At 62.1% G+C, this 26,901-nt stretch carries 24 protein-coding genes; 12 read left to right on the forward strand and 12 right to left on the reverse strand.

Features of this window, described 5'->3' with window-relative positions:
- Positions 1-85 precede the first annotated feature (85 nt).
- The 4 genes from QU606_RS02910 to QU606_RS02925 all read right to left on the reverse strand — a co-directional run bounded on the left by QU606_RS02910 (position 86) and on the right by QU606_RS02925 (position 4,788).
- Positions 86-1,060 (reverse strand): serine/threonine protein kinase, encoded by a 975-nt coding sequence (locus tag QU606_RS02910; protein WP_024077759.1) that lies wholly within the window; start codon positions 1,058-1,060, stop codon positions 86-88.
- 178 nt (positions 1,061-1,238) lie between these two features.
- Complete coding sequence (locus QU606_RS02915; protein WP_102623887.1) at positions 1,239-3,137, reverse strand: PhoX family phosphatase; 1,899 nt, start codon at positions 3,135-3,137, stop codon at positions 1,239-1,241.
- A gap of 90 nt (positions 3,138-3,227) precedes the next feature.
- The gene (locus QU606_RS02920; protein WP_069077136.1) at positions 3,228-3,992 is read right to left on the reverse strand and encodes a TOBE domain-containing protein; all 765 of its coding nucleotides are present in this window, start codon (positions 3,990-3,992) and stop codon (positions 3,228-3,230) included.
- 58 nt (positions 3,993-4,050) lie between these two features.
- Positions 4,051-4,788, reverse strand: coding sequence for a ComF family protein (locus QU606_RS02925; RefSeq protein WP_304998102.1), 738 nt, complete (start codon positions 4,786-4,788; stop codon positions 4,051-4,053).
- A gap of 92 nt (positions 4,789-4,880) precedes the next feature.
- Here QU606_RS02925 and bioB point away from each other — a divergent pair, with 92 nt between their 5' ends.
- The 10 genes from bioB (at position 4,881) to QU606_RS02975 (ending at position 17,328) form a co-directional block, all read left to right on the forward strand.
- Positions 4,881-5,936 carry a biotin synthase BioB gene (gene bioB, locus QU606_RS02930; RefSeq protein WP_168232764.1) on the forward strand — a complete coding sequence of 352 codons (1,056 nt, stop codon included), beginning with the start codon at positions 4,881-4,883 and terminating at the stop codon, positions 5,934-5,936.
- Between the two features lie 145 nt (positions 5,937-6,081).
- Positions 6,082-7,263 carry an 8-amino-7-oxononanoate synthase gene (gene bioF, locus QU606_RS02935; protein ID WP_304998103.1) on the forward strand — a complete coding sequence of 394 codons (1,182 nt, stop codon included), beginning with the start codon at positions 6,082-6,084 and terminating at the stop codon, positions 7,261-7,263.
- Positions 7,256-7,987: an alpha/beta fold hydrolase gene (locus QU606_RS02940; protein WP_024077753.1), complete on the forward strand. Its 732-nt coding sequence runs from the start codon at positions 7,256-7,258 to the stop codon at positions 7,985-7,987. Before bioF ends, QU606_RS02940 begins: the two co-directional genes overlap by 8 nt.
- A complete protein-coding gene (gene bioC / locus QU606_RS02945) occupies positions 7,980-8,792 on the forward strand; it encodes a malonyl-ACP O-methyltransferase BioC (RefSeq protein ID WP_024077752.1) in 813 nt (270 codons plus the stop codon). Before QU606_RS02940 ends, bioC begins: the two co-directional genes overlap by 8 nt.
- On the forward strand, positions 8,789-9,469 hold the full coding sequence (gene bioD, locus QU606_RS02950) for a dethiobiotin synthase (protein WP_024077751.1): 681 nt from the start codon (positions 8,789-8,791) through the stop codon (positions 9,467-9,469). Before bioC ends, bioD begins: the two co-directional genes overlap by 4 nt.
- 104 nt (positions 9,470-9,573) lie before the next feature.
- The gene (locus tag QU606_RS02955; RefSeq protein ID WP_024077750.1) at positions 9,574-9,855 is read left to right on the forward strand and encodes a hypothetical protein; all 282 of its coding nucleotides are present in this window, start codon (positions 9,574-9,576) and stop codon (positions 9,853-9,855) included.
- A gap of 414 nt (positions 9,856-10,269) precedes the next feature.
- Positions 10,270-12,075 (forward strand): phenylacyl-CoA dehydrogenase, encoded by a 1,806-nt coding sequence (locus tag QU606_RS02960; RefSeq protein WP_024077749.1) that lies wholly within the window; start codon positions 10,270-10,272, stop codon positions 12,073-12,075.
- 202 nt (positions 12,076-12,277) lie between these two features.
- Positions 12,278-13,567, forward strand: a complete 1,290-nt coding sequence (locus QU606_RS02965) for a diguanylate cyclase (protein WP_041161035.1) — start codon at positions 12,278-12,280, stop codon at positions 13,565-13,567.
- A 90-nt stretch (positions 13,568-13,657) separates the two neighbouring features.
- Positions 13,658-15,430, forward strand: coding sequence for an acyl-CoA dehydrogenase C-terminal domain-containing protein (locus QU606_RS02970; RefSeq protein ID WP_168232762.1), 1,773 nt, complete (start codon positions 13,658-13,660; stop codon positions 15,428-15,430).
- Between the two features lie 119 nt (positions 15,431-15,549).
- Positions 15,550-17,328, forward strand: a complete 1,779-nt coding sequence (locus QU606_RS02975; RefSeq protein ID WP_168232761.1) for an acyl-CoA dehydrogenase C-terminal domain-containing protein — start codon at positions 15,550-15,552, stop codon at positions 17,326-17,328.
- A gap of 241 nt (positions 17,329-17,569) precedes the next feature.
- Here the strand turns inward: QU606_RS02975 and QU606_RS02980 are convergent, their stop codons facing one another.
- Positions 17,570-18,469, reverse strand: coding sequence for a LysR family transcriptional regulator (locus QU606_RS02980; RefSeq protein ID WP_024077745.1), 900 nt, complete (start codon positions 18,467-18,469; stop codon positions 17,570-17,572).
- A 209-nt stretch (positions 18,470-18,678) separates the two neighbouring features.
- Here QU606_RS02980 and QU606_RS02985 point away from each other — a divergent pair, with 209 nt between their 5' ends.
- Together QU606_RS02985 and QU606_RS02990 are read left to right on the forward strand one after the other, a co-directional pair.
- On the forward strand, positions 18,679-19,947 hold the full coding sequence (locus QU606_RS02985; RefSeq protein ID WP_069077144.1) for an aspartate aminotransferase family protein: 1,269 nt from the start codon (positions 18,679-18,681) through the stop codon (positions 19,945-19,947).
- 182 nt (positions 19,948-20,129) lie between these two features.
- A complete protein-coding gene (locus QU606_RS02990) occupies positions 20,130-20,288 on the forward strand; it encodes a YqaE/Pmp3 family membrane protein (RefSeq protein WP_024077743.1) in 159 nt (52 codons plus the stop codon).
- A 5-nt stretch (positions 20,289-20,293) separates the two neighbouring features.
- On the opposite strand, the gene pqqE is transcribed toward QU606_RS02990, so the two are convergent.
- From pqqE to QU606_RS03025, 7 genes are all read right to left on the reverse strand, one after another.
- Positions 20,294-21,424, reverse strand: a complete 1,131-nt coding sequence (gene pqqE / locus QU606_RS02995) for a pyrroloquinoline quinone biosynthesis protein PqqE (protein WP_258538722.1) — start codon at positions 21,422-21,424, stop codon at positions 20,294-20,296.
- Positions 21,417-21,692 carry a pyrroloquinoline quinone biosynthesis peptide chaperone PqqD gene (gene pqqD, locus QU606_RS03000; protein ID WP_024077741.1) on the reverse strand — a complete coding sequence of 92 codons (276 nt, stop codon included), beginning with the start codon at positions 21,690-21,692 and terminating at the stop codon, positions 21,417-21,419. The genes pqqE and pqqD overlap by 8 nt, the downstream gene beginning before the upstream one ends.
- Positions 21,689-22,441 carry a pyrroloquinoline-quinone synthase PqqC gene (gene pqqC / locus QU606_RS03005; protein WP_024077740.1) on the reverse strand — a complete coding sequence of 251 codons (753 nt, stop codon included), beginning with the start codon at positions 22,439-22,441 and terminating at the stop codon, positions 21,689-21,691. The genes pqqD and pqqC overlap by 4 nt, the downstream gene beginning before the upstream one ends.
- Positions 22,442-22,452: 11 nt before the next feature.
- A complete protein-coding gene (gene pqqB / locus QU606_RS03010) occupies positions 22,453-23,364 on the reverse strand; it encodes a pyrroloquinoline quinone biosynthesis protein PqqB (RefSeq protein ID WP_024077739.1) in 912 nt (303 codons plus the stop codon).
- A gap of 71 nt (positions 23,365-23,435) precedes the next feature.
- The gene (gene pqqA, locus QU606_RS03015) at positions 23,436-23,510 is read right to left on the reverse strand and encodes a pyrroloquinoline quinone precursor peptide PqqA (protein WP_003194766.1); all 75 of its coding nucleotides are present in this window, start codon (positions 23,508-23,510) and stop codon (positions 23,436-23,438) included.
- 159 nt (positions 23,511-23,669) lie between these two features.
- A complete protein-coding gene (gene pqqF / locus QU606_RS03020) occupies positions 23,670-26,051 on the reverse strand; it encodes a pyrroloquinoline quinone biosynthesis protein PqqF (RefSeq protein WP_304998104.1) in 2,382 nt (793 codons plus the stop codon).
- A gap of 48 nt (positions 26,052-26,099) precedes the next feature.
- Positions 26,100-26,894 carry a carbon-nitrogen hydrolase family protein gene (locus QU606_RS03025; RefSeq protein WP_024077737.1) on the reverse strand — a complete coding sequence of 265 codons (795 nt, stop codon included), beginning with the start codon at positions 26,892-26,894 and terminating at the stop codon, positions 26,100-26,102.
- Positions 26,895-26,901: the final 7 nt, after the last annotated feature.

Here is a 26,901-nt window from a genome sequence, read left to right on the forward strand (position 1 = left end):
GATATTTGTCAACCAATGGGACTGGATTGGTAATGAGGTCTGCTTTGTGTGGGAGGGGGCAAGCCCCCTGCCACATTAAAAACAATCAGAAGAGTTTCAGCGGCTCTTCGTTGAGGGCTGAGAGCTGCTCACGCAATGCCAGCACCTGGTCACCCCAATACCGCTCGCTGCCAAACCACGGGAAGCTGTGGGGGAACGCCGGGTCGTCCCAGCGTCGTGCCAGCCAGGCGCTGTAGTGCATCAGGCGCAAGGCGCGCAACGGTTCGATCAGGGCCAGTTCGCGCGGGTCGAAGTCGTGGAACTCCTGATAGCCGTCCATCAACTCGGACAACTGGCCGAGGCATTCCTGGCGGTCGCCGGCGAGCATCATCCAAAGGTCCTGCACCGCCGGGCCCATGCGGCAGTCATCCAGGTCGACGATGTGGAACATTTCGTCGCGACACATCATGTTGCCGGGGTGGCAATCGCCGTGCATGCGGATGTTCTTGTGCGGCGTGGCCTTGTACACCTCTTCCACACGCTTGAGCAGGTCGCGGGCGACGGACTCGTAGGCCGGCAGCAGGCTTTTGGGAATGAAATTGCCTTCGAGCAGGGTCGTGAGGGAGTCGTGACCGAAGTTCTTCACCCCGAGGGCTTCGCGGTGTTCGAAGGGGCGGGTGGCGCCGACGGCGTGCAAGCGCCCGAGCAACTGCCCGAGGCGGTACAACTGGTCGAGGTTGCCCGGCTCCGGCGCGCGGCCGCCACGGCGAGGAAACAGGGTGAAGCGGAAACCGGCGTGTTCGAACAGGCTCTTGCCGTTATGGATCATCGGCGCGACCACCGGCACATCGCACTCGGCGAGCTCGAAGGTAAAGCTGTGTTCTTCGAGGATGGCTTCGTTGGTCCAGCGCTGCGGACGATAGAACTTGGCGATCAGCGGCTCGGAGTCTTCGATGCCCACCTGATAGACGCGGTTTTCGTAGCTGTTGAGCGCCAATACGCGAGCGTCGCTGAGAAAACCGATGCTTTCGACGGCGTCGAGAACCAGGTCGGGAGTGAGTGTTTCAAACGGATGGGCCATACGAACTCCTGCGCGCAGCAGGTCGCCGCGTCCGGCCGGGTATGGTAACGCACCGGGCTTGAGATAGGGGGTGACTGTGCGATTGCTATCGGGGCAAGCCCCCTCCCACAGTTGACCGCGTTTAACCTGTAGGAACGCGGACCAATGTGGGAGGGGGCTTGCCCCCGATAGCGGCCCGTCAGGCGCCGACAATCCCGCCGTCTTCCCGCCGAATCGCCATCACCGACGATCGCGGCTTGCCATTGGGCAGGTGCTCCGGCCAAGTCGAACCGCCGGTTTCACCTGGATGCTGAATCCCCACAAACAGGGTCTTCTGATCCGGCGAAAAGCTGATCCCCGTCACTTCACAGGCCACCGGCCCCACCATGAAGCGGCGAATTTCTCCGGTGCTCGGGTCGGCGCAGAGCATCTGGTTGTTGCCCATGCCGGCGAAGTCGCCGCTGTTGCTGTAGTCGCCGTCGGTGAGAATCCACAGGCGCCCGGCCTTGTCGAAACCCAGGCCATCGGGACTGTTGAACATGTTTTGCGGGTTGATATTGGACGAGCCGCCCTTGGGTGTGCCGGCGTGTACGCCTGGGTTGCCGGCCACCACAAACAGGTCCCAGGTAAAGTCCGGGGCACCGTGGTCATCGGCGTTGGCCTTCCAACGCAGGATCTGGCCGTAGACGTTTTTCTCGCGCGGGTTAGGGCCGCCCACTGGCTGGCCGTCTTCGCCCCGCTTGGCGTTGTTGGTCAGGGTGCAATAAACCTGGCCGTCAGTGGGGCTGACCACGATCCATTCCGGGCGGTCCATGCGCGTGGCTTTCACCACGCTGGCGGCCAGGCGTGCGTGGATCAGTACTTCGGCCTGGCTGGCAAAACCGGTGCTGGCGTCGATGCCGTTTTTGCCATGGGTCAGCTCGACCCATTGCCCTTTGCCCTTGGGATGATCGGCGTTGCCATCGCCCGCATCGAAGATGGCCACGTACAAGGTGCCGTGGTCGAGCAGGTCTTTGTTGGCCTTGGGGTTCTTGTGGTTGATCTTGTCGCGGCTGACGAACTTGTAGATAAATTCGCCGCGCTCGTCGTCGCCCATGTACACCACGGCGCGGCCGTCGCGGGTTTGCGCCAAGGCGGCGTTCTCGTGTTTGAAACGGCCCAGGGCGGTGCGTTTGGCCGGGGTGGATTGCGGGTCGAACGGATCGATTTCCACGACCCAGCCGTGACGGTTGAGTTCATTGGGGTTCTTGGCCATGTCGAAGCGCGGGTCGTGCAAGTGCCAGTTGATCTCCTTGCTGGCGGCCACCACGCCATAGCGTTTCTGCCCGGCATCGAACGCTTGCTGGGGGTTGCTGCTGCCAAAGCAGTCGGTGAAGTTTTCTTCGCACGTCAGGTAAGTGCCCCATGGGGTCTTGCCGTTGGCGCAGTTCTGGAAAGTGCCGAGGACTTTTTTGCCGGACTTGTCGGCGCTGGTTTTCAACCATTCGTGGCCAGCGGCGGGGCCGCTCAGGCGGATCGGCGAATTGCCGTGGATACGCCGGTTGTAACGCGAGTCCTGGACGAACTGCCAGGTGTCGCCCTGGCGCCGCACTTCGATCACTGACACACCTTCGCTGGCCTGGGCCTTGTGCACGTCTTCGGCCGATTGCGGCGCGCCGCCGTGGGCGAAGAGGTAGCGGTAGTTGGTGTATTCATTGTTGATCGCCAACAGCGCGCGGTTGTCATCGCCGGGGAAGGCGAACAGGCTCATGCCGTCGTTGTTGTCACCGAACTGCTGCTCCTGGGCCTTGGCCGTGCCGTTGCCGGACGGGTCGAAGGCCGGCGCGTTCTTGTGCAGCGGCTGGCCCCAGCTGATCAGCACCGAGGCGGTATAGCCGGGTGGCAGGCTGATGGCGTCGCTGGTGGCGGCGGCGATACTGGCAAAGCCCAACAACGGGCTGGCGGAGGCGGCGTTGACGGCGAGTGCGCTGCGGGTCAGCAGGTTGCCGCCGAGGAACATCGCGGCACCGCACAGGGCTCCGGCGCCGATAAAGCGACGGCGGGTCAGGCCAACCATCTGTTCGAGGTCGGTGGCTTGGTTTTCTTCTAATAGGCTCATGTCAGGCTCCCTGCGGTTTTTGCAGACACCATAAGGAGCGGGCGTGACGAAATTGTTGCAGTTTGAAGGTGGGCGCAGCAGGACGCGCGCCTAGACCGGCGTCCCCAGCAGTACATTGCTCGGTGCGAATTGCACTTGGACGGTTTTGCCTACGGCAGTGCCCAGCGCCTTAAGGGCGTCAGGCTGCGCCAGGGCGCATAAAACCTGGCCGCTGGGCAGGGCGATGCGCACTTCGCTGGGGCCGTCCTCGGCGGCGAGAATCGCGTCGACGGTACCGCTCATATAATTGTGTCCGGGTGTTGCTGGCGCCCCGGCGGCGAGCAATTCGAGCCAGCCGGCCTTGATCAGCGCGACCACTTCCACGCCGTTCTCCAGCTCCAGTCGTTGCGTGCTGTCGTGAGTGATCTGCGCATGCAAACTCAGGCCGCCGGCCAGTTGCAGGTGGATCAGGTCATTACGGCCATGGCTGTCGATGCCGATGACCTGGCCGTGCAATTGGTTGCGGGCGCTGGTGCGCAGCATCAAGCGGCCCAGCAGGTTGAAATCGCTGGCGGCTTCGGCCGACCCCAAGACCTCGGCCTGCAACACTTGCAGGCGTTGGTAGAGGCGCAGTACACGCTCACCTTCGGCTGTCAGCTTGGCGCCGCCGCCGCCCTTGCCGCCGACACTGCGTTCCACCAGCGGCTTTTGCGCCAGGTTGTTTAGTTCATCGATCGCGTCCCAGGCGGCCTTGTAACTCAGGCCGGCGCTTTTGGCGGCGCGGGTGATGGAGCCCTGCTCGGCAATGTGGCCCAGCAAGGCGATGCGCTGGGGGCGGCGGATGATGTGTTGGCTGAGGGAAGTGGGCAGGGACATGGGAATACGCTTCGATGAGATGCAGGGGACGTTGCCGCCCTGGCGCCCGGGAGTCAAGTCAGGCGCCTGGTTTGGGCGTGCGGGCCAGGCAGTACACATCGACCTGCCGCGCGCCGGCCTCCATCAACAGTTGCGCCAGGCTGTGGGCGGTGGCGCCGGTGGTGAGCACATCGTCCACCAGCGCCAGGTGGCGGCCCTGCACCTGGGCGCCGGGTGCCAGGGCAAAGGCGCTGAGCAGGTTGCGCCTGCGAGCCTTGGCGTCGAGGGTTTGTTGCGCCACGGTTTCATGGGGACGTAACAACAGGTGCTCATCGTATTCGAGGTCCAGCTCGGCGCTGAGCCAGCGAGCCAGCATCAGTGCCTGGTTATAGCCACGTTCGCGCAGGCGCTTGCGGGCCAGGGGCACGGGCAGCAGGCAGTCCGGGCGGCTGAGGTCGGTCTGCTCGAAGCGATGTTGCAGGTAGCGCGCAAGCAAACGCCCCAGCAGATGCCCGAGCGGCCAGCGAGCCTGGTGCTTGAAGCGGCTGATGAGGGTGTCGACCGGGAAACTGTAGGACCAGGGGGCGACCACCTGTTTAAAGGCCGGCGGGTATTTTTGGCATTGGCCGCAGACCAGACCCTCCATCGGCAAGGGCAGGGCGCACACTTCGCACTGTTCCATCAGCCACGGCAGCTCGGTTTCGCAGACGTTGCATACGCAATCGGCGCTTTCGGTCGCCTCATCGCAGATTAAACAGGTTTGTGTGTTTTTTAACCAGATGTAAACCTGGTGTTTGTATCTCGGTTGACAGTGCATGATTCTTCCTTAAATATGCCGAGCATCCGTGTCGTGCCTGTGGGTATTGCCCTTCCCACAGCGAAAGCCCAAGCATAATCAAGGAATCGCCCATGAGCGCCAGCACCACTGCAACCCTGCGTCACGATTGGTCCTTAGCCGAAGTCAAAGCCCTGTTCGTGCAGCCGTTCAATGACCTGTTGTTCCAGGCGCAGAGCGTGCACCGCGCGCATTTCGATGCCAACCGTGTGCAGGTGTCGACGTTGCTGTCGATCAAGACCGGTGCCTGCCCGGAAGATTGCAAATATTGTCCGCAGTCGGGCCACTACAACACGGGTCTCGAAAAAGAAAAGCTGCTGGAAGTGCAGAAGGTCCTCGAAGAGGCTGCCCGCGCCAAAGCCATCGGCTCGACGCGCTTCTGCATGGGCGCTGCGTGGAAACACCCGTCGGCCAAAGACATGCCCTACGTGCTGGAGATGGTCAAGGGCGTGAAGGCCATGGGCCTGGAAACCTGCATGACCCTCGGCCGCCTCGACCAGGACCAGACCCAAGCGCTGGCCCAGGCCGGCCTGGACTACTACAACCACAACCTCGACACCTCGCCGGAGTTCTACGGTTCGATCATCACCACCCGCACCTACGCCGAGCGCTTGCAAACCCTGGCCTACGTGCGGGACTCGGGAATGAAGATCTGCTCCGGCGGCATCCTCGGCATGGGCGAGTCCCTCGACGACCGCGCCAACCTGCTGATCCAGCTGGCCAACCTGCCCGAGCACCCGGAGTCGGTGCCGATCAACATGCTGGTAAAAGTCGCCGGCACGCCGCTGGAAAACGCCGAGGACATCGACCCGTTCGATTTCATCCGCATGCTGGCGGTAGCGCGCATCCTGATGCCGCAATCCCATGTGCGCCTTTCGGCCGGCCGTGAAGCGATGAATGAGCAGATGCAGGCCCTGGCCTTCTTTGCCGGCGCCAACTCGATTTTCTACGGCGACAAGCTGCTGACCACCGCCAACCCGCAGGCTGACAAGGACATGCAACTGTTCGCGCGCCTGGGCATCCAGCCTGAAGCCCGCGAAGAGCATGCCGATGAAGTGCATCAGGCGGCGATTGAACAGGCGCTGGTGGAGCACAAGAGCAGCGAGCAGTTCTATAACGCCGTTGTTTGATTGAAATACAGAACAACGGTGGGAGGGGGCTTGCCCCCGATTGCGGCGTGTCAGTCGACCTAGGTTTCAACTGACGAATTGCTATCGAGGGCATGCTCCCTCCCACCTGTTCTGATCGAGTTGAACCTGCCAGTCCGAGGCCTGCATGTCTTTTGATCTCTCCGCGCGCCTCGCTGCCCGCCGTGCCGAACACCTTTACCGGCAACGCCCGCTGCTCCAGAGCCCTCAAGGCCCGGAAGTGGTGGTCGACGGCCAACCCCTCCTGGCGTTCTGCAATAACGATTACCTGGGCCTTGCCAATCACCCGCAAGTGATCGAGGCCTGGCGCGCCGGGGCGTCCCGTTGGGGCGTGGGCGGCGGCGCTTCGCACTTGGTGGTGGGCCATGCCACGCCGCACCATGAGCTGGAAGAAGCCCTGGCCGACCTCACCGGTCGCCCGCGGGCATTGCTGTTTACCACCGGCTACATGGCCAACCTCGGTGCAGTCACCGCGCTGGTGGGGCAGGGCGATACCGTGCTGGAAGACCGCCTCAACCATGCTTCGTTGCTGGACGCCGGCCTGCTGTCCGGCGCGCGCTTCAATCGCTACCTGCACAACGACGCCGCCAGCCTGGCCAAGCGCCTGGAGAAAGCCAGCGGCAACACCCTGGTGGTCACCGACGGCGTGTTCAGCATGGATGGCGACCTGGCCGACCTGCCAGCGCTGGCCCGTGAAGCGCGAGCCAAGGGCGCCTGGTTGATGGTGGATGACGCCCATGGCTTTGGCCCGTTGGGTGCCAACGGTGGCGGGATCGTCGAGCATTTCGGCTTGAGCCAGGACGACGTGCCGGTGCTGGTCGGTACCCTGGGCAAAGCGTTCGGCACCGCCGGGGCGTTTGTGGCGGGCAGCGAGGAGTTGATCGAAAGCCTGATCCAGTTTGCCCGGCCGTATATCTACACCACCAGCCAGCCACCGGCGCTGGCTTGCGCCACCCTCAAAAGCCTGGAGCTGTTGCGCACCGAGCATTGGCGACGCGAGCACCTTAATCGCCTGATCCGCCAGTTCCGCCAGGGCGCCGAGCAGCTCGGGCTGGACTTGATGGACAGCTTTACACCGATCCAGCCGATCCTGATCGGCGACAGTGCCAAGGCCGTGCGCCTGTCGCAGATGCTGCGCGAGCGTGGCCTGATGGTCACTGCGATCCGCCCACCCACCGTGCCTGCCGGCAGCGCGCGGTTGCGTGTGACATTGACGGCCGCCCACAGCGAGACGCAGGTGCAGCTATTGTTAAATGCGTTGGAGGCGTGTTTCCGCTTGCTGGGTGCCACGGAGCCCGACCATGCGTGATCGACTGATTCTGTTGCCCGGCTGGGGCCTCGGCGTTTCACCGCTGGAGCCGTTGGCCGCCGCCCTGCGTGGGCTGGACGAACACTTGCAGGTGCAGATCGAGCCGTTGCCGGCGTTGGATTCCTGCGACCTGGAAGAGTGGCTCGACGAACTCGACGCCACGCTGCCGGACAACGCCTGGCTGGGCGGTTGGTCGCTGGGCGGTATGCTCGCTTCCGAGCTGGCTGCAAGGCGTGGCGAGCGCTGTTGCGGCCTGCTGACCCTGGCGAGCAACCCGTGTTTCGTCGCCCACGATGGCTGGCCGAATGCGATGCCCGGCGAGACCTTCGATGCTTTTTTGGCGGGCTGCCACGCCGATTCCCAAGTCACGCTCAAGCGTTTTGGCCTGTTGTGCGCCAAGGGTGCCGAGGACCCACGCGGGCTTTCGCGATTACTGGTCAGCGGTGCGCCGAATTCACCCGCCAGCGTGTTGATGCCAGGCCTTGAGTTGCTGGCCCAACTCGATACCCGCGCCGCCCTGCAAGCGTTTCGCGGCCCCCAGTTGCACCTGTTTGCCGGCCTGGACGGGCTGGTGCCGGCCGAAGCCGCCAGTGATCTGCTGGCGTTGCTCCCCGATGTGGAAATCGGCCTGATTGAACAGGCCGGTCACGCTTTTCTTCTGGAAGACCCCCACGGCGTGGCGGGGGCTATCCAGGCTTTTTTGCATGAGTGCGTTGATGACTGATTTATCCCATCCTCCCCTGCCAGGCGCCTTGCCGGACAAGCGTCAGGTAGCGGCCTCGTTTTCCCGTGCGGCGGCCAGTTACGACAGTGTCGCCGAGTTACAACGGGCGGTGGGGCATGAACTGCTGGCCCGCTTACCGTCTGCCGGGGCGCCGCAACGCTGGCTGGATATGGGCTGTGGCACGGGGTATTTCAGCCGGGTGCTGGGCGGCATGTGGCCCGCCAGCCACGGCGTGGCGCTGGATATTGCCGAAGGCATGCTCAACCATGCACGGCCTCTGGGGGGCGCCGAGCATTTCATCGCCGGCGATGCCGAGCGCCTGCCATTGCGGGATGGCGGTTGCGGGCTGATCTTCTCCAGCCTGGCGGTGCAATGGTGTGCGGACTTCGCGGCGGTGCTCAACGAGGCGTATCGAGTGCTGCAGCCCGGTGGCGTGCTGGCGTTCGCAAGCTTGTGCGTGGGCACCCTGGATGAGTTGCGCGAAAGCTGGCGGGCAGCGGATGGCCTGGTGCACGTCAATCGCTTCCGGACCTTCGAGGCTTACCAGCAGTTGTGCGCGGCCAGTGGCTTGCGTGTGATCAGCCTGGAGCGTCAACCCCATGTGCTGCACTACCCGGATGTGCGCAGCCTGACCCATGAATTGAAGGCGCTGGGGGCGCACAATCTCAACCCTGGGCGACCGGGAGGGTTGACGGGGCGTGCGCGGATTGTTGCACTGGTGAACGCTTATGAGCGGTTCCGTCGGGCCCAGGGCCTGCCGGCGACTTACCAAGTGGTGTACGCCGTACTGGAGAAACCTTTATGAGCGCCGCTTATTTCATCACCGGTACCGACACCGATGTCGGCAAGACCACCGTCGCTGCCGGCCTGCTGCGCGCGGCGCGCCAGGCTGGCAAAAGCACCGCCGCCGGCAAACCGGTCGCCTCCGGTTGCCAGGTCACGCCCAAGGGCCTGCGCAACGCCGACGCCCTGGCGCTGCTCGCTGAGTGTTCGTTACCGCTGACGTATGCCGAGGTCAACCCGGTGGCGTTCGAACCGGCCATTGCCCCCCATTTGGCCGCGCGAGAGGCGGGTGTGGCGCTGACGGTGCAGTCGCTGCTCAAACCCATGCAGCAGGTCCTGGCACGGCAAGCGGATTTCACCTTGATCGAAGGCGCGGGCGGCTGGCGCGTGCCATTGGCCGATCAGGACAACCTGTCGGACTTGGCCATGGCGCTCAAGTTGCCGGTGATCCTGGTGGTGGGCGTGCGCCTGGGGTGCATCAGCCATGCGTTGTTGACTGCCGAAGCTATCGCAAGGGACGGTTTGCCCCTGGCGGGCTGGGTGGCGAATATCATCGACCCCAAGACCTCTCGTCTGGAAGAAAACCTCGCCACCCTGGCCGAGCGCTTGCCCGCTCCTTGCCTGGGCCGGGTGCCGAAACTCAAGCACGCCAGTGCTGAGGCGGTGGCCGAGCACCTGCAACTGGACCTGCTTGACTGATTTTGGCTATCGATAAGGCATTATGCCATTAGCGTTTTTGACGGGCCTTTTGACAGGATCTCTGCTTCAATTCAACTTCACGATTCTCTTAGCAGGGCCACGCCATGGAAATCTCTGGCAGCAGTGCGTTTTATTCAGGCTTGAGCACCATTCAGGCCGGGCAAAGCCGTGTCGACCAGGCCGCCGGCAAGATTGCCAGCGCCGCGACAACCCAGCCCTCGGATGCGCAGGTAGACCTTCTACGTGCCAACGCCCGCGCCCAGCCGTCCAATTCGGCGAGCAACATGGTGGAAATGGCGCAAGGCAAGTTTCAAGTGGAGCTCGGCGCGAAAGTCGCCAAGGCTTCGGACGAAATGCTCGGCACGTTGATCGATACCTTCGCTTAATCCCTGACCCCCTCTACGCGCGGGCCCTCGTGGCGAGCGGGCTTGTTGTGTCGAGCGGGCTTGCCCCGCGTTGGGCTGCGAAGCGGCCCCAAAACCAACCACCCTGGTAATACCTGATACACCGCATTCAGATTTATTGGGGCTGCTGCGCAGCCCAACGCGGGGCAAGCCCGCTCGCCACAACAAGCCCCGCATTGCCACATGCCTTCCCTCTGAATTTTCTGCATATCCTTCTGATGTGGCATCCCGCCGCAGGCGTGGCCGTGTCTGCCCATAACCTGCATCAGGACAAACGGTGTCGGGTGGACGCTTGACAACCCCAGGTCGTAAACGTATGTTTCAAACACCTGTTTGACCGCCATAACAAATCCACGCGGTTGTTCATTCCAGATACATCAGCAGAGGTTTATCGCTATGCCTGACTACAAGGCCCCCTTGCGTGATATTCGCTTCGTTCGTGACGAACTGCTTGGTTATGAAGCGCACTATCAGAGCCTGCCGGCTTGCCAGGACGCTACCCCGGACATGGTTGACGCCATTCTCGAAGAAGGCGCCAAGTTCTGTGAGCAAGTGCTGGCACCGTTGAACCGCGTGGGTGACATCGAAGGGTGCACCTGGAGCGAGTCAGGCGTTAAGACCCCTGCTGGTTTCAAAGAAGCCTACAAACAGTTCGTCGAAGGCGGCTGGCCAAGCCTGGCCCACGACGTGGCGCATGGTGGCCAAGGCCTGCCGGAATCCCTGGGCCTGGCTGTCAGCGAAATGGTCGGTGAAGCCAACTGGTCGTGGGGCATGTACCCCGGCCTGTCCCATGGTGCGATGAACACCATTTCCGAGCACGGCACCCCCGAGCAACAAGACGCCTACCTGACCAAACTGGTGTCGGGCGAATGGACCGGCACCATGTGCCTGACCGAGCCTCACTGTGGTACCGACCTAGGCATGCTGCGTACCAAGGCCGAACCTCAGGCCGACGGTTCCTACAAAGTCTCCGGCACCAAGATCTTCATCTCGGCCGGTGAGCACGACATGGCCGATAACATCGTCCACATCGTACTGGCCCGCCTGCCGGATGCACCGGCGGGCACCAAAGGCATCTCGCTGTTTATCGTGCCCAAGTTCCTGCCCAATGCCGATGGCTCGATCGGTGCACGCAACGCCGTGACCTGTGGTTCCCTGGAACACAAGATGGGCATCCACGGTAACGCCACCTGCGTGATGAACTTCGACGCGGCCACCGGTTTCCTGATCGGCCCGGCGAACAAAGGCCTGAACTGCATGTTCACCTTTATGAACACCGCTCGCCTGGGCACCGCGCTGCAAGGCCTGGCCCACGCCGAGATCGGTTTCCAGGGCGGCCTGAAATACGCTCGTGATCGCCTGCAAATGCGTTCCCTGACAGGCCCGAAAGCGCCGGACAAGGCGGCCGACCCCATCATCGTGCACCCTGACGTGCGCCGCATGCTGCTGACCATGAAAGCCTTCGCTGAAGGCAACCGTGCGATGGTGTACTTCACCGCCAAGCAAGTGGACATCGTCAAGTACGGCACCGACGACGAAGCCAAGAAACAGGCCGATGGCCTGCTGGCGTTCATGACCCCGATCGCCAAGGCGTTCATGACTGAAGTCGGTTTTGAATCGGCTAACCACGGTGTGCAAATCTACGGCGGCCACGGCTTTATCGCCGAGTGGGGCATGGAGCAGAACGTTCGCGACAGCCGCATTTCGATGCTGTACGAAGGCACCACCGGTATCCAGGCGCTGGACCTGCTCGGCCGTAAAGTGCTGATGACCCAGGGCGAAGCACTTAAAGGCTTCACCAAGATCGTCCACAAGTTCTGCCAGGCCAACGAAGGCAACGAAGCCGTCAAGGAATTCGTAACGCCACTGGCTGCGCTGAACAAAGAGTGGGGCGAGTTGACCATGAAGGTCGGCATGGCGGCGATGAAAGACCGTGAAGAGGTCGGTGCTGCTTCGGTGGACTACCTGATGTACTCCGGTTACGCGTGCCTGGCGTACTTCTGGGCCGACATGGCCCGCCTGGCCGCCGAGAAACTGGCTGCCGGTACCAGCGAGGCAGCGTTCTACACCGCCAAGCTGCAGACCGCGCGCTTCTACTTCCAACGCATCCTGCCGCGCACCCGCACCCACGTAGCCACCATGCTGTCGGGCGCCAACAACCTGATGGACATGAAAGAAGAGGACTTCGGCCTGGCTTACTAAGCCTTACCGGGTTCACTTCAGGGCCGCCGCTTCCTTCGGGAGCGGCGGTTTTTTTTCGACGATAAAAAACGCAGCGTTGCGCTCAGGGATTGCGTCGAGCTGCCGTTACAGTGATGGCAATGTGATACATGTCGGGCAGGTTGTGCTTAACTGTTCGCGTGAAGGCACTGTGCCATCTTTTTTGCGGGTCGGAGTTTTACCCTTGTCACGCGTGTCCGCAGTACGTTTCAGTCATTTCTTTCCTTCGTTGCTGCTATTGCTGGCCGGGCTCTCGGCTGCGTACGTCAAGGACCTCAACGTCTTCTTCACTTCGCTGTTCAACGTGTTGCCGACCCTGGTGCTGTTGCTCGGCGGATCGTATTGCGCGGTCTATCGGCGCCAGCGTGAACTGTTCCTGATGATCACGGTGTACATCGTCTACTTCCTGCTCGACACCCAGACCGATTTCTACCGAGACAATGGCCGGGTTCGCGAAGACGCGGCGGTGGTGTTCCACCTGTGTTGCCTGCTGTTGCCCGTGTTGTTCAGCGTCTATGCCCTGTGGCAAGAAAAGACCCACCTGTTCCGCGACTTTGTCGCACGTGGTGCTGTGTTGCTGGCGGTAGGCAGCGTGGCCCTGGCTCTTGAGCAAAGTTATCCCCAGGCGCTGCTCAACTGGTTGGCCGAAATTCGCTGGCCGGCGTTGCATGGCACCTGGATGAGCCTGATCCAGCTGTCGTACCCGATGTTCCTGATTGGTTTCCTGACCCTGGCGGCGCAGTACTGGTACCAGCCGCGGCCGCTGCATGCGGCGCAGATGGTCGGGCTGCTGGGGATGTTCTGGATGCTGCCGCAGACATTTATCCTGCCGTTTACCCTGAACATCATGTGCAGCCAAGTGATGCTGATGATCGCTGCCGGTGTCGCCCACGAGGCCTATCAAATGGCCTTCCGTGACGAGCTGACCGGCCTGCCGGGGCGTCGTGCCCTCAACGAGCGCATGCAGCGGCTGGGGCGCAACTATGTGCTGGCCATGAGCGACGTCGACCACTTCAAGCGTTTCAACGACACCCATGGCCACGATGTGGGGGACCAAGTGCTGCGCCTGGTGGCGAGCAAACTGTCCAAGGTCAATGGGGGTGGGCGTGCCTACCGTTACGGCGGTGAAGAGTTCGCCGTGGTATTTGCCGGCAAGACCCTGGACGAGTGCATGCCGCACCTGGAGGAAATTCGCGAGATCATCGCCGACTACGACATCAAGTTGCGCCACTCAGACCGGCCCCAGGACGATCAGCAGGGCCGTCAACGCCGGGCGGGGAGTGGCGCCTCAAGTGTCTCGGTGACCGTCAGCATCGGCGTGGCCGAGCGCCAGGCTGAGCAGCGCACGCCCGAAGAGGTGCTCAAGTCCGCCGACCAGGCGCTCTACGCCGCCAAGGGCGCCGGGCGTAATTGCGTGGTCGCGGCCGGGCAAACCCGCCGCGGCGCTGTGCGCATGGAGAGCGCTGCCGGTTGAGTGATGGTGGTGTATTCAGCGGCTCTACAGTGATTGTCCGGGGCGCTGGCCGGCAGTAGGTTGAAATCATCTGCTGCCGGAGACATTGCCATGCCTGAGTACAAAGCTCCCCTGCGCGACATGCGCTTTCTGATCGACCACGTGTTCGACTTCCACGGCCACTACGCCGCGCTGGGCGCGACGGACGCCAGCCCGGACATGGTCAGTGCGATCCTCGAAGAAGGTGCGAAATTTTGCGAGAACGTGCTGGCACCGCTCAATCGCAGTGGCGATGAAGAAGGCTGCCATTTCGATAATGGCGTGGTGACCACGCCCAAAGGTTTCAAGGAAGCCTTCGCCCAGTACGTGGAAGGTGGCTGGCACGGCGTGGCGGCAGACCCCGCCTACGGAGGCCAAGGCTTGCCGCAATCCCTGGGCCTGGTGCTGAGCGAAATGATCGGCTCCAGTAACACCTCCTGGGGTATGTACCCGGGGCTGACCCACGGCGCGATGTCGGCGATCCACGCCCATGGCACCGAGGAACAGAAAGCCACCTACCTGAGCAAACTCACCGCCGGCCAATGGACCGGCACCATGTGCCTGACCGAAGCCCACTGCGGTACCGACCTGGGCCTGATCAAGACCCGTGCCGTGCCCCAGGCGGATGGCAGCTACGCCGTCACCGGCAGCAAGATTTTCATCTCGGCCGGTGAACACGACATGAGCGCCAATATCATCCACCTGGTGCTGGCCAAGCTGCCGGATGCGCCAGCGGGCACCAAGGGCATCTCCCTCTTTATCGTGCCCAAGTTTCATGCCGATTCCGGTGAACGCAACGCCGTGCATTGCGGCTCCATCGAGCACAAGATGGGCATCAAGGGCTCGGCCACCTGCGTGCTGAACTTTGACGGCGCCCGGGGCTTTTTGATTGGCGAGGCGAACAAGGGCCTCAACTGCATGTTCACCATGATGAACCATGCACGCCTGGGCACCGGCATGCAGGGCCTGTGTAACGGCGAGGCGAGCTTCCAGGGCGCGATCAAGTACGCCAACGACCGCCTGCAAATGCGCTCGCTTACCGGCGCCAAGGCGCCGGAAAAAGCCGCCGACCCGATCATCGTGCACCCCGATGTACGCCGTATGTTGCTGACCATGAAAGCGTTCAACGAGGGCAACCGGGCGCTGACCTATTTCACCGCGCAACTGCTCGACACCGCGCACCTGAGCCGCGACGCCGGCCAGCGCCAGGAGGCTGAAGACCTGCTGGCGTTCCTGACGCCGATCTGCAAAGCCTTTATGACCGATACCGGGCTGGAGGTGACCAACCACGGCATGCAGGTATTCGGCGGCCATGGCTACATTCGTGAGTGGGGCATGGAGCAACTGGCACGCGATGCGCGGATTGCACCGATCTATGAAGGCACCAACGGCATCCAGGCCCTCGACCTGCTGGGGCGCAAGGTGTTGGGCAGCCAGGGCAAGCTGCTGCGCGGCTTTACCAGGATTGTGCATAAGTTTTGCGCGGCGAATGCCGAGCATGCGCAGCTCAAAGGCTATGTGCTGCAGCTCAATCAACTGAACCAGGAATGGGGCGAGCTGACCACCCAGGTCGGGATGGCCGCGATGAAAAACCCTGACGAAGTGGGCGCCGCTGCGGTGGATTACCTGATGTACAGCGGTTACGTCATCCTTGCCTACCTGTGGCTGCGTATGGCGATTGCAGCGCTGGAACAGGGCGACAGCGACTTCGCCACAGCCAAGCTGGCCACCTGCGACTTCTATTTCAAGCGCTTGCTGCCACGTACTGCGACCCATCGGGCGGCCGTGGAAGCCGGCAGTGACTGCCTGATGAGTCTGTCTGCGGAGGCATTTGCGTTGCGATGACTTAAAAATACCAATCAGTCACAAGTGGACCCTATGTGTCTGAAAAGTTGTTCGGGTACACTCGGAGCCTGTAAAACCGATCCTATCGAATCACTTTTCACGTTCTCACGAGGTTTGCCATGGCTGATTACAAAGCGCCGCTGCGTGATATGCGCTTCGTCCTCAACGAAGTTTTTGAGGTCGCCAAAACTTGGGCCCAATTGCCGGCATTGGCAGACACCGTAGATGCCGAAACCGTTGAGGCGATCCTTGAAGAGGCCGGCAAAGTCACCGCCAAATCCATCGCCCCGCTCAGCCGTGGTGGCGATGAACAGGGTTGCCACTGGGCGGACACGGTCGTCACCACGCCGGAGGGTTTCCCCCAGGCGTACAAAACCTACGCGGAAGGTGGCTGGGTCGGTGTCGGCGGTGACCCGATCTTCGGTGGCATGGGCATGCCCAAGGCCGTGTCGGCCCAGGTCGAAGAGATGATCAACTCGTCGAGCCTGGCGTTCGGCCTGTACCCGATGTTGACCTCGGGCGCCTGTGTATCGATCAACACCCATGCCAGCGAAGCGCTCAAGGCCACCTACCTGCCGAATATGTACTCCGGCAAGTGGGCCGGTTCCATGTGCCTGACCGAGGCCCATGCCGGCACCGACCTGGGCATTATCCGGACCAAGGCCGAGCCTCAAGCGGACGGGTCCTACAAAGTCAGCGGTACCAAGATCTTTATCACCGGTGGTGAACACGACCTGACGGAAAACATCATCCACCTGGTGCTGGCCAAGTTGCCGGATGCGCCGGCCGGTCCCAAGGGCATTTCGCTGTTCCTGGTGCCGAAGTTCATGGTGAACGCCGACGGCAGCCTGGGTGCGCGTAACCCGGTGAGCTGCGGTTCCATTGAACACAAGATGGGTATCCAGGCGTCGGCGACCTGCGTGATGAACTTCGACGAAGCGGTCGGCTACCTGGTGGGCGAGCCTAACCGTGGGTTGGCAGCGATGTTCACCATGATGAACTACGAGCGCCTGGGGGTGGGTATCCAGGGCCTGGCGTCCGGCGAGCGCTCGTACCAGAACGCGATCGAATATGCGCGTGACCGCTTGCAGAGCCGTTCGCCCCTGGGGGCGCAGGCCAAGGACAAGGTGGCTGATCCGATCATCGTGCACCCCGACGTGCGCCGTATGCTGCTGACCATGAAAGCCTCGAACGAAGGCGGCCGTGCGTTCTCCACTTACGTGGCGACGCAGTTGGACATCGCCAAGTTCAGTGAAGACGCTGCCACCTGCGAGCGTGCCGACAACCTGGTGGCGCTGTTGACCCCCGTCGCCAAGGCCTTCCTCACCGACCTGGGCCTGGAAACCGCCGTGCTCGGCCAGCAAGTGTTTGGCGGCCACGGCTACATTCGTGAATGGGGCCAGGAGCAACTGGTGCGCGATGTGCGTATCACCCAGATCTACGAAGGCACCAACGGTATTCAGGCGTTGGACTTGATGGGGCGCAAGATCGTCGGCAGCGGCGGTGCGTTCTACACCTTGTTCGCCGATGAGATTCGCCAGTTCACCGCCACCGCAGGCCCTGAGTTGGCCGAGTTCACCAAGCCGCTGAACGCGGCGGTGGATAACCTGGACGACCTGACCGCCTGGGTGCTGGACCGCGCCAAGACCAACCCGAATGAAATCGGCGCGGCCTCGGTGGAATACCTGCATGCATTTGGATACATGGCCTATGCCTATATGTGGGCATTGATGGCCAAGGCCGCGTTGGGCAAAGAGGCGCAGGAAGACTTCTACGCCAGCAAGCTGGGCACTGCACGGTTCTACTTTGCCCGTCTGTTGCCGCGGATTCACTCACTGAGTGCGTCTGTAAAAGCCGGTAGCGAATCGCTGTTTTTGCTGGATGAAGCGTTGTTCTAAGGGGGTTGAGGGCGTGTAAGCATTCTCTTACATGACGTGCCGCTATTCGTCCTCTATCGCCAAATTGGATCCACGGATAATCTACTTCACATGGACGTCGCGCAGGAAGCGCAAAGCAACAACACGGACACGTAGGATTCTGCCAGGATGGCGGAGTGAAATGGATGTCAGGGAAACAGTCTGCAAAGCCCCGCTTCGGCGGGGTTTTCTTTTGCCCGCGAAAAAGTCAGGGGCGCTGAGTTCAGGGCTGGGCCAGCGGGGCATTCATCACGTCTTCAAGCAAGGTGCGCAGCAACGCCATCGTGGCCTGCTGACGCTGCACATCGCGGCACACCAGGCCCACTTTCAGCGGCACCCTGGGTTCACTCAAGGGCTTCCACAGCAGCGACTGGCTGTTGTGTTCATCCTGGGAACGGCCCGGCAAGACGGTCGCCAGTTTGGTATGGGGCAGGCTGTCGAGAATCCCCACCATGGTATTGAGCTCCGCTTGCACTTGCGGGCGCCGCCCGAGGTTAGCCAACTGGCCCTGCCAGATCTGTCGAACCTGAAACTCTTCTCCCAGCAGCAACATCGGTAATTCGGCCGCCTGTTTCAGCGAGACCTTCTTGAATTCGCGCAGGGGGTGATCCTCGGGGATCACCACTTTCAGTTCATCTTCATACAACAGCACACCGTGCAGGCCCGGCTGGCGTGGCGGCAGGTAACTGATGCCGATGTCCAGCGAGCCGTTGAGCAGCCGCCGTTCAATCTCAATCCCGGTCAATTCGTAGATCTGCACCACCAGGTGGGGTTGGGCCTTGCGCACCCGCTCCAGCATCTGCGGCACCAGGCTGGTGTGCACGGTTTGCAGGACGCCGATGGCCAAGGTGCGCAGTGCCTGGCCCTTGAAGTTGCGCAAGGCTTCGACGGCTTGCTGCATACCGTCGATCAACGGCAGGGCGTGGTTGTACAAGGTATGGGCGGCGAGTGTCGGTAACAGGCGCTTGCTGCTGCGCTCGAACAGGCTGACATCCAGGTTCTGCTCCAGTTGGCGAATCTGCTGTGACAGCGCCGGTTGGGAGATCGACAGGCGTTCAGCGGCACGGCCCACGTGGCCTTCTTCATATACCGCGACGAAATAACGCAGTTGCTTGAAATCCATAAGTCTTTCTTATCGAAAAAGCTGGAAAATCGAAATGGCCGTTAGCCGCCGAGACGCCTAGTCTAGCGCCTATCCACAAGGCTTACAGGGCCAGATCGGGCAATGAATAGCGTTTATGTTGATGGTATTTGCATAGGCAAGGCAAAAAACCTCTCGTGGGGTTTTGCCGGTGGGACCGACCAAGGCGTGGTTGCCATGGGAGGTAAAGTGTGAACCTGTTCAATTTGCGTCGCCCCGCGGCGAGCCTGGATGACCTGATCCTGGACGCGCCCCATGAAGATCTCCCCGGCGAATGCCTGATGCCAACCGTGGCACGCCCCCCACAAGTCTTTGTACGTGGCCAGGCATCCTGGCTGTGGGACAGCGATGACCGTGCCTACCTGGATTTCAGCCAGGGCAGTGCCGCCAATAGCCTCGGCCACAGCCCACAGGTCCTGATCAAAGCCCTGGCTGATCAGACCCAATCCCTGATCAATCCCGGCAATGCCCTGCACAATCGCGCCCAACTCACTCTGGTCGAGCGCTTGTGTCATCGCACCGGCAGCGACCAGGCGTATCTGCTCAACAGTGGCGCGGAAGCCTGCGAAGCGGCGATCAAGCTGGCGCGCAAATGGGGGCAGTTGTATCGCGGTGGCGCGTATCGAATCATCAGTGCCAGCAACGGTTGTCATGGTCGCAGCTTTGCGGCGATGTCGGCCTCGGCGAGCACCCAGGAAAACCGCTTTGAGCCGCAGTTGCCGGGTTTCAGCCATGTGCCGTTCAACGACCTGCCGGCCTTGCACGCCGCGGTCGATGCACACACCGTCGCCATCATGCTGGAGCCGATCCAGAGTGAAGCCGGGGTCATCCCGGCGACCGATCACTACCTTAAAGGCGTTGAGCGCCTGTGTCGTGAGCTGGGGATTCTGCTGATCCTCGACGAAGTGCAAACCGGCATCGGCCGTTGCGGCACCTTGCTCGCGCAAGAGCAGTACGGCGTGCGGGCCGACATCGTTACCCTCGGCAAAGGCCTGGGCGGCGGCGTACCGTTGGCGGCGCTGTTGGCGCGGGGCAAAGCCTGTTGCTTTGAAGTGGGGGAGCTGGAAGGCACCCATCATGGCAACGCGCTGATGGCGTCGGCCGGTGTCGCGGTCCTCGATACTGTGTTGGAGAACGGCTTCTTTGAACATGTGCGCGAGTCGGGTGCTTACCTGGGTGAAGGCCTGGCCCGCCTGGCTTATCGCTACGATCACGGCGAACTGCGCGGTCACGGCCTGATGTGGGGGCTGACGCTGTCGGATGACTCTGCGGACGCCGTAGTAAAAGCTGCACTTCATGAAGGCTTGATCCTGACCGCCCCGCAGCCCGACTGCCTGCGCTTCACGCCGGCGCTGACGGTGAGCAAGAGCAATATCGACGAAATGCTCCTGCGCCTGGCCCGCGCTTTCTCCCGCGTGCGCACCGCGCAGTTGCAATGCCGCAAGGGCATCGCCGTTTAACCCCCTATTCCTGAACCGTCTCGCGGTCTACGCGTCGCCTCCAGCCTGATTTTTTCGGCTGGGGGCGTTTTTTTGACTGTGCACTTCGGTATGGCCCGGTGCCAGATCCCACTGAACCCTCACGAACCCCCAAGGTCGATTAGCTACACGGCTCACACGAGCCGACTTTTTGGAGCTGACCCATGGATTTCATTCGTATCATCATCGCCATTCTGCTGCCGCCACTGGGTGTGTTCCTGCAAGTGGGTTTTGCCGGCGCGTTCTGGCTGAACATCCTGCTGACCTTGTGCGGTTACTTCCCGGGCATCATCCACGCCGTGTACATCATCGCCAAGCGCTGAGGTCGTCAGCCTTTTGCGATGAGCCGTGAGTTGCGCTCATTGCGAAAGGCCAGTTGCTCGATGGTCTGGGTGGCGTGTTCGGCTTCTTCCCGTGCCTGAAGGATGATGCCGTGTTGCTCGGACTTGCTGCACACCGGGTCGGCATTGCTCGCATCCCCCGTGAGCATGAAAGCCTGGCAGCGGCAGCCGCCGAAGTCCTTTTCCTTTTCATCGCATGAACGGCACGGCTCGGGCATCCAGTCATAGCCGCGAAAGCGGTTGAAGCCGAAGGAGTCGTACCAGATGTGCTGCATGCTGTGGTCGCGCACATTGGGAAACTGCACCGGCATCTGTCGGGCGCCATGGCAGGGCAGGGCGGTGCCGTCGGGTGTTACCGTCAGAAAGATACTGCCCCAGCCGTTCATGCAGGCTTTTGGGCGTTCCTCGTAGTAATCCGGGGTGACGAAGATCAGCTTGCACGGGTGGCCTTCGGCTTCGAGCTTGGCGCGGTATTCGTTGGTGATACGTTCGGCGCGCACCAGTTGCTCCTGGGTCGGCAACAGGCCCACACGATTGAGCTGCGCCCAGCCGTAGAACTGGCAGGTGGCGAGTTCGACAAAGTCCGCCTCCAGCGCGATGCACAGCTCGATGATGCGGTCGATCTTGTCGATATTGTGCCGGTGGGTGACGAAGTTCAGCACCATCGGGTAGCCGTGCGCCTTCACTGCACGGGCCATTTCCAGCTTTTGCGCGAAGGCTTTTTTCGAACCGGCCAGCAGGTTGTTTACCTGTTCGTCGCTGGCCTGGAAGCTGATCTGGATATGGTCCAGGCCGGCTTTCTTGAAGTCGCTGATCTTCTGCTCGGTCAGGCCGATGCCCGAGGTGATCAGGTTGGTGTAGAAGCCCAGCTTGCGCGCCTCAGCGATCAACTCGGCCAGGTCCTGGCGCACCAGCGGCTCACCGCCGGAAAACCCCAATTGCGCGGCGCCCATCTCACGAGCCTCGCGAAACACCTTGATCCACTGCTCGGTGCTCAGCTCCTTGCCTTGCTCGGCAAAGTCCAGCGGGTTGGAGCAATACGGGCATTGCAACGGGCAGCGGTAGGTCAGCTCGGCGAGCAGCCACAGCGGCAGGCCGATCGCCGGTTTTTCAGGCAAGGGTGATCCAGTGCTCGGCACGGGCGACCTCCATGAATTGCTCGATGTCATCACCCAGCTCAGGCACACCGGGGAATTGTTTATCCAGCTCAGTGATGATCGCCGCCACGTCGCGCTCACCGTCGATCAACCCACCAATCAGCGCGGCGCTGTCGTTGAGCTTGATCATGCCTTCGGGGTAGAGCAACACATGGCCTTTTTGCGCGGGTTCGTACTGGTAGCGGTAGCCCTGGCGCCAGGTCGGTTTTTTGCTGCGATCAAAGCTCATAGGGCGATCCCTTTATGCCAGACCCGCTGCTCGGTCACGCTGTGATACGGCGGGCGATTCAGTTCGTAGGCCATGCTCATGGCATCCAGCATGCTCCACAGGATGTCCAGTTTGAACTGGAGAATTTCCAGCATGCGCTCCTGGCCTTCACGGGTGGTGTAGTGCTGCAGGGTGATCGCCAGCCCGTGTTCCACGTCGCGTCGGGCCTGGCCCAGGCGGGTGCGGAAATACTCGTAGCCGGTGGGGTCGATCCATGGGTAATGCTGTGGCCAGCTGTCGAGGCGTGATTGGTGGATCTGCGGTGCGAACAGCTCGGTCAGCGAGCTGCTGGCGGCTTCCTGCCAGCTGGCGCGGCGCGCAAAGTTGACGTAGGCGTCCACCGCAAAGCGCACGCCGGGCAGCACCAGTTCCTGGGAGCGCAGTTGGTCCGGGTCGAGGCCGACAGCCTGGCCCAAACGCAGCCAGGCTTCGATACCGCCATCTTCACCGGGGGCGCCATCGTGGTCGAGCAGGCGCTGGATCCATTCGCGGCGGATCTCGCGGTCCGGGCAGTTGGCCAGGATCGCGGCGTCTTTCAGCGGGATATTCACCTGGTAGTAGAAACGGTTGGCGACCCAGCCCTGGATCTGCTCGCGGGTGGCGCGGCCTTCATACATTGCCACGTGGTATGGGTGATGGATATGGTAGAAGGCGCCCTTGGCCCGCAGGGCGTGCTCGAATTCGACGGGTGTCAACGGTGTGTCAGTCATGTCGTCAGCTCCTACAATTCAATGCTCATGCCGTCGTAAGCCACTTCGACATTGCGCCGCACCAGTTCCGCTCGTTCGGGGGAGTCTTCATCGAGGATCGGGTTGGTATTGTTGATATGGATAAGCACTTTGCGCTGCTTCGGCAATTGTTCCAGCACTTCGAGCATGCCACCGGGGCCGTTCTGTGCCAGGTGGCCCATCTCGCGACCGGTGCGGGTGCCGACGCCACGGCGCTGCATCTCATCGTCGTCCCACATCGTGCCATCCACCAGCAGGCAATCACTGCCGGCCATGATCTCCAGCAGCGGCGCATCGACTTTACCCAGGCCTGGGGCGTAGAACAGTTTGCCGCCAGTGCGCAGGTCTTCGACGATCAGGCCGATGTTGTCGCCGGGGTGCGGGTCGAAGCGGTGCGGCGAATAGGGTGGCGCGGCGCTGCGCAACGGCAGCGGGGTGAAGCGCAGGTTGGGGCAGGCGGGGATGGTGAAGCTGGCGTCCAGCTCGATACGGTTCCAGGCCAGGCCGCCGTTCCAGTGGGTGAGCATGGTGAACAGAGGGAAGCCGCTGCTCAGGTCTTCATGGACCATGTCGGTGCACCACACCTGGTGCGGGCAGCCTTCGCGCAGGCTCAACAGGCCGGTGGTGTGGTCGATCTGGCTGTCCATCAGGATGATTGCGCTGATGCCGGTATCGCGCAGTGCGCGACCGGGCTGCATGGGCGCGAAGCCCTGGAGTTGCGCGCGAATATCCGGCGAAGCATTGCACAGCACCCAATTGACGCCATCGTCGGAAATCGCGATGGACGACTGGGTGCGCGCCTGCGCCCGCAGGCTGCCGTCACGAAAGCCTGCGCAGTTCACGCAGTTGCAGTTCCACTGCGGGAAGCCGCCGCCGGCGGCGGAACCTAGAATCTGGACAAACATGGCCGCTCCATCAAGCAAAGCTGAAAACAAAAACGCCCCGGACGAGCCGAGGCGTAATCTTACCCAGCCAATCAGCGGCTGGCGAAGTACATGGTCACTTCGAAACCGATGCGCAGATCAGTGTAAGCAGGTTTGGACCAGGTCATATTCTTACTCCTACGAAGGGATGGGACGTTTACTACCAAGTAATACATATAGTCCACCTCCAGTCGGAGATGTTCAGATGTGTGCGTGGGAATGTTACCGAATTCTTTTCAAGTTAGCGCTGTCTTGGTGGAAAAAGCCTATTGCAGGGGCGGCAATGATCACTGCACCGTCTGCCAGGCAGCATTGATGCGCGGACCATTGGCGACGCAGCGCCAGCCGCCCGCGGCGAGCTGCAATTGTTGGGCGGCGTACTGCAGGTCTTCGCGGGTGCGGGTCAGGATTGCTTGTTGCAACTGTGAGAGGTAATCCGACGGATGGCCTGCCAGGCGCGCGTGCCACAACAGTTCGGCGGCTTGGGCGATGGGCAGCGCCTGTGCTGTGAATTGTTGCGCCAAGGGTTGCTGGCCCAGGTCGTCGTTGCTGTCGATCAATGCCGGCAGTTGGGCAAGAAACGCCTGGAGGTGATCAACGATCGCTTCAAGGGAAACACTGGGGGACTGCACCCCCAACAACAGGCCGGTTTGCCCGTTGATTTGTCGGACACTGCTGAATACGGCGTAGCCCAGCTGCAATTCAACGCGCAGACGTTGATAGAACGGGCCCTGGAGCAAGTGCCCGAGCAGTCGCCATGACGCTTCATCCGTCAGGGAATATGTGGGTGTCGGGCAAAACAGCAGCAAGGCGGCGTCGTTGGAATCGGTCTTTACCTCATGCCACAGCTGTTGACCGCTGAGGCTTGGGGGGACGTGCTCGCTGTTAACGGGCTGCCCGGGCAAGCGAGCGGCAGCGGTTTTGATCGCCGCTTCATACGCGGCGGGCAAACCGCAGCCCAGCCCGTGCCAACGCGCGTTGGCCCACGACGCCGATGGCTCACCGGCCTTGGGCGGGCTGCCGGCGCAGCACGCCGGCAGGGCGCTGAGCAATGCTCGAATCGCGATCATAGTGGGCTGGGCGCAGGGCGCCTCCAACGGCTGGTGCAGGCGATGTGCCAACGCTTCCAGCACGGCCGGCATGGGCTCATGCAGGCCGACCATTTTCAGCAGCCAATCGTTGCCGGTCGTTTCGAAAGACAATTCGACCCCGGCCTGGCGGGCATTCGTGCGCAAGGGCTGCAATGTGCTTTCCAGCCCTGCTGGCACGGGAGAATCAAAGCGCCAGTGCAGGTATAAAGCGCCTTCGCCGCTGTCATTCGCCAGGGCCTGGCTGAAGGTCAGAGCCGACACTTCCCTGCGTCCCCGTGAGCGGTCCTGGGCGAAGGTGCGCAAGCCTCGATGGGCGCTGGTCTGGCCACGGATCAAACCGGCGCGTTCGTCCCTGGCAGGCGGGCGCAGGAACGGGTTGTTCGGCGGGAGCTGCCAGGTGTGCCGGGAGGGCGCCAGTTGCAGGGCGTCGAGCATGGCCTTGAGGGCGGTGGCGCTGTGTTCCGACAGTTGTGGCTCCAGGCCGTCGCTGTCATGTCGCGCCAAGGCGAGTGCGCTCAGGGTCTGTTGTTGGCGCGCGTTCAGCAAGGCGAACTCTTCGCGCAAGGGTGTCCAGTCGCTGTGGGCGAAAAAGCTCAGCCAGTCGTGCAGCAGTGTCTCGATCTGTGGTGCGGAGCCGCGTTGGGTGCCCAGGGTAAAGTCGATATCCAGCAGCGCTTGCCCGCTGAAGTGATAAACCACGCTGGCATGCAGCGCGGTGGCCAGTTGTCGCGTTTTCACTTCGGCAAGCAGACCGCCCGGCGCCGAGGTATTAAGCCAGAGGCACAGGAAATCCAGCGCTTCGCGGGGTGCTGCGCAGGTGATGACCTGATGCAGGTGATTGCCAGCAGTGTGTTGATAACCGCGCGCCAGGCCGGCCATCAAGGCGGGTGGGGCGTCCTGCGGATGCAGGGGCCCCGATGTCAGTGCGTCACTGAACCGCTGCGCCAAGGCTTCCAGTTGCGCCAAGGATTGTGGGCCGGCAAGGCTCAACGTCATCTGCCCGCTTCGATAGAAGTGCGCGTGAAATGCCCGCAACGCCTGCTGGAATGCCTCGCTTTCCAGCGGCAGGCTATCGCGATTGCCGGCATGAAAACCCCGCAGTGGATGATTGGCGGCGACGCCTTGCAGCAGTGCCACTTGTTGCTGTGCGTTGGCATCCTCGGACCAGGCGACGAACTCCGCGTGCAGCACCTCGCGCTCGCGCCGTTGGTCTTCCAGCATCAGGCGCGGGTGAGTCAGCATGTCCGCCAGCCGCTCCAGCCCATCGTCGAAGGTCGATACCGGCAGCTCAAAGAAAAAGTCCGTGGTGCGCTCGCGCGTGCTGGCGTTGACCTGGCCGCCGTGGCGCTGCACGTAGCTCATCAGGCCTTCGTCACCCGTGAACCGCACCGTGCCCAGAAACAGCAAGTGTTCCAGGAAATGCGCCAGGCCTGGCCACGCCAACGGGACGTCATGGCTGCCGGCAGCCACTCTTAAGGCCGCGGCGCAGCGCTTCAGGCGCGGGGCATGACGCAGGGAAACCCGCAAACCATTGGCCAGGGTCAGATGAGAGTGGTGAGGATGGACCGGCGCAGGCATGGGCACTTCCGAAACGTAGGAAGCGCCTATGCTAGCAAACCCATCAGGTCAGGGCTTGTACAGAGTGCCATAGAGCTCGGGGCGACGGTCTTGCAGGTAGTGATTGGCGGCGCGGGCGTCGAGGATCGATTGGTGTTCCAGCGTGCCGACAATCAAGGCTTCATCCAGGCCGGCCTGGGCGATGCGCTGGCCATTGGGCGCGGCGATGCTGCTTTGTCCGCAGTAATGGATCTCGCCTTCGTGCCCGCAATAGTTGGCGTAGGCCACGTAGCACTGGTTCTCAAAGGCCCGTGCCCGCACGGTGACGTCGGCAACAAAGTCGAACGGCACCATATTGGCCGTGGGCACCAGGATCAGTTCGGCACCGGCCAGGGCCAGGCGCCGGGTGTTTTCCGGGAACTCCAGGTCGTAGCAGATGAGGAATCCGAGCGTCCAGCCGTTGAGTTCCACCAGCGGGAAATCATCCTCGCCGGCGCTGAACATCGAATGATCCAGGTCGCCAAACAAGTGCGTCTTGCGGTAGTTGCACAGGCGCTGCCCATTGGCGTCGATCAATTGCACGGCGTTGTAGATTTGCCCATCCTCGGCTCGCTCCGGGTAGCCGTACAGAATCGCCAGCTTCGCGCTGCGTGCCAGTTCGGCAATCGCATGGGCTGATGGGCCATTCTGCGCTTCGGCCAGTGCGCCCACGGCCTCGGCGCCGATGTTGTAACCGGTCAGGAACATCTCCGGCAGCACCAGCACATCAGCGCCGGACGCCTCATGCGCCAGTTTGTGCAGGCGCTTGAGGTTGCCCGCCACATCCAGGGGCAAGGGCGGGCATTGGTACAGGGCGACACGCATGGTCAAC

The sequence above is a fragment of the Pseudomonas sp. OVF7 genome, assembly GCF_030644265.1.
GTDB lineage: Bacteria > Pseudomonadota > Gammaproteobacteria > Pseudomonadales > Pseudomonadaceae > Aquipseudomonas > Aquipseudomonas gorinensis.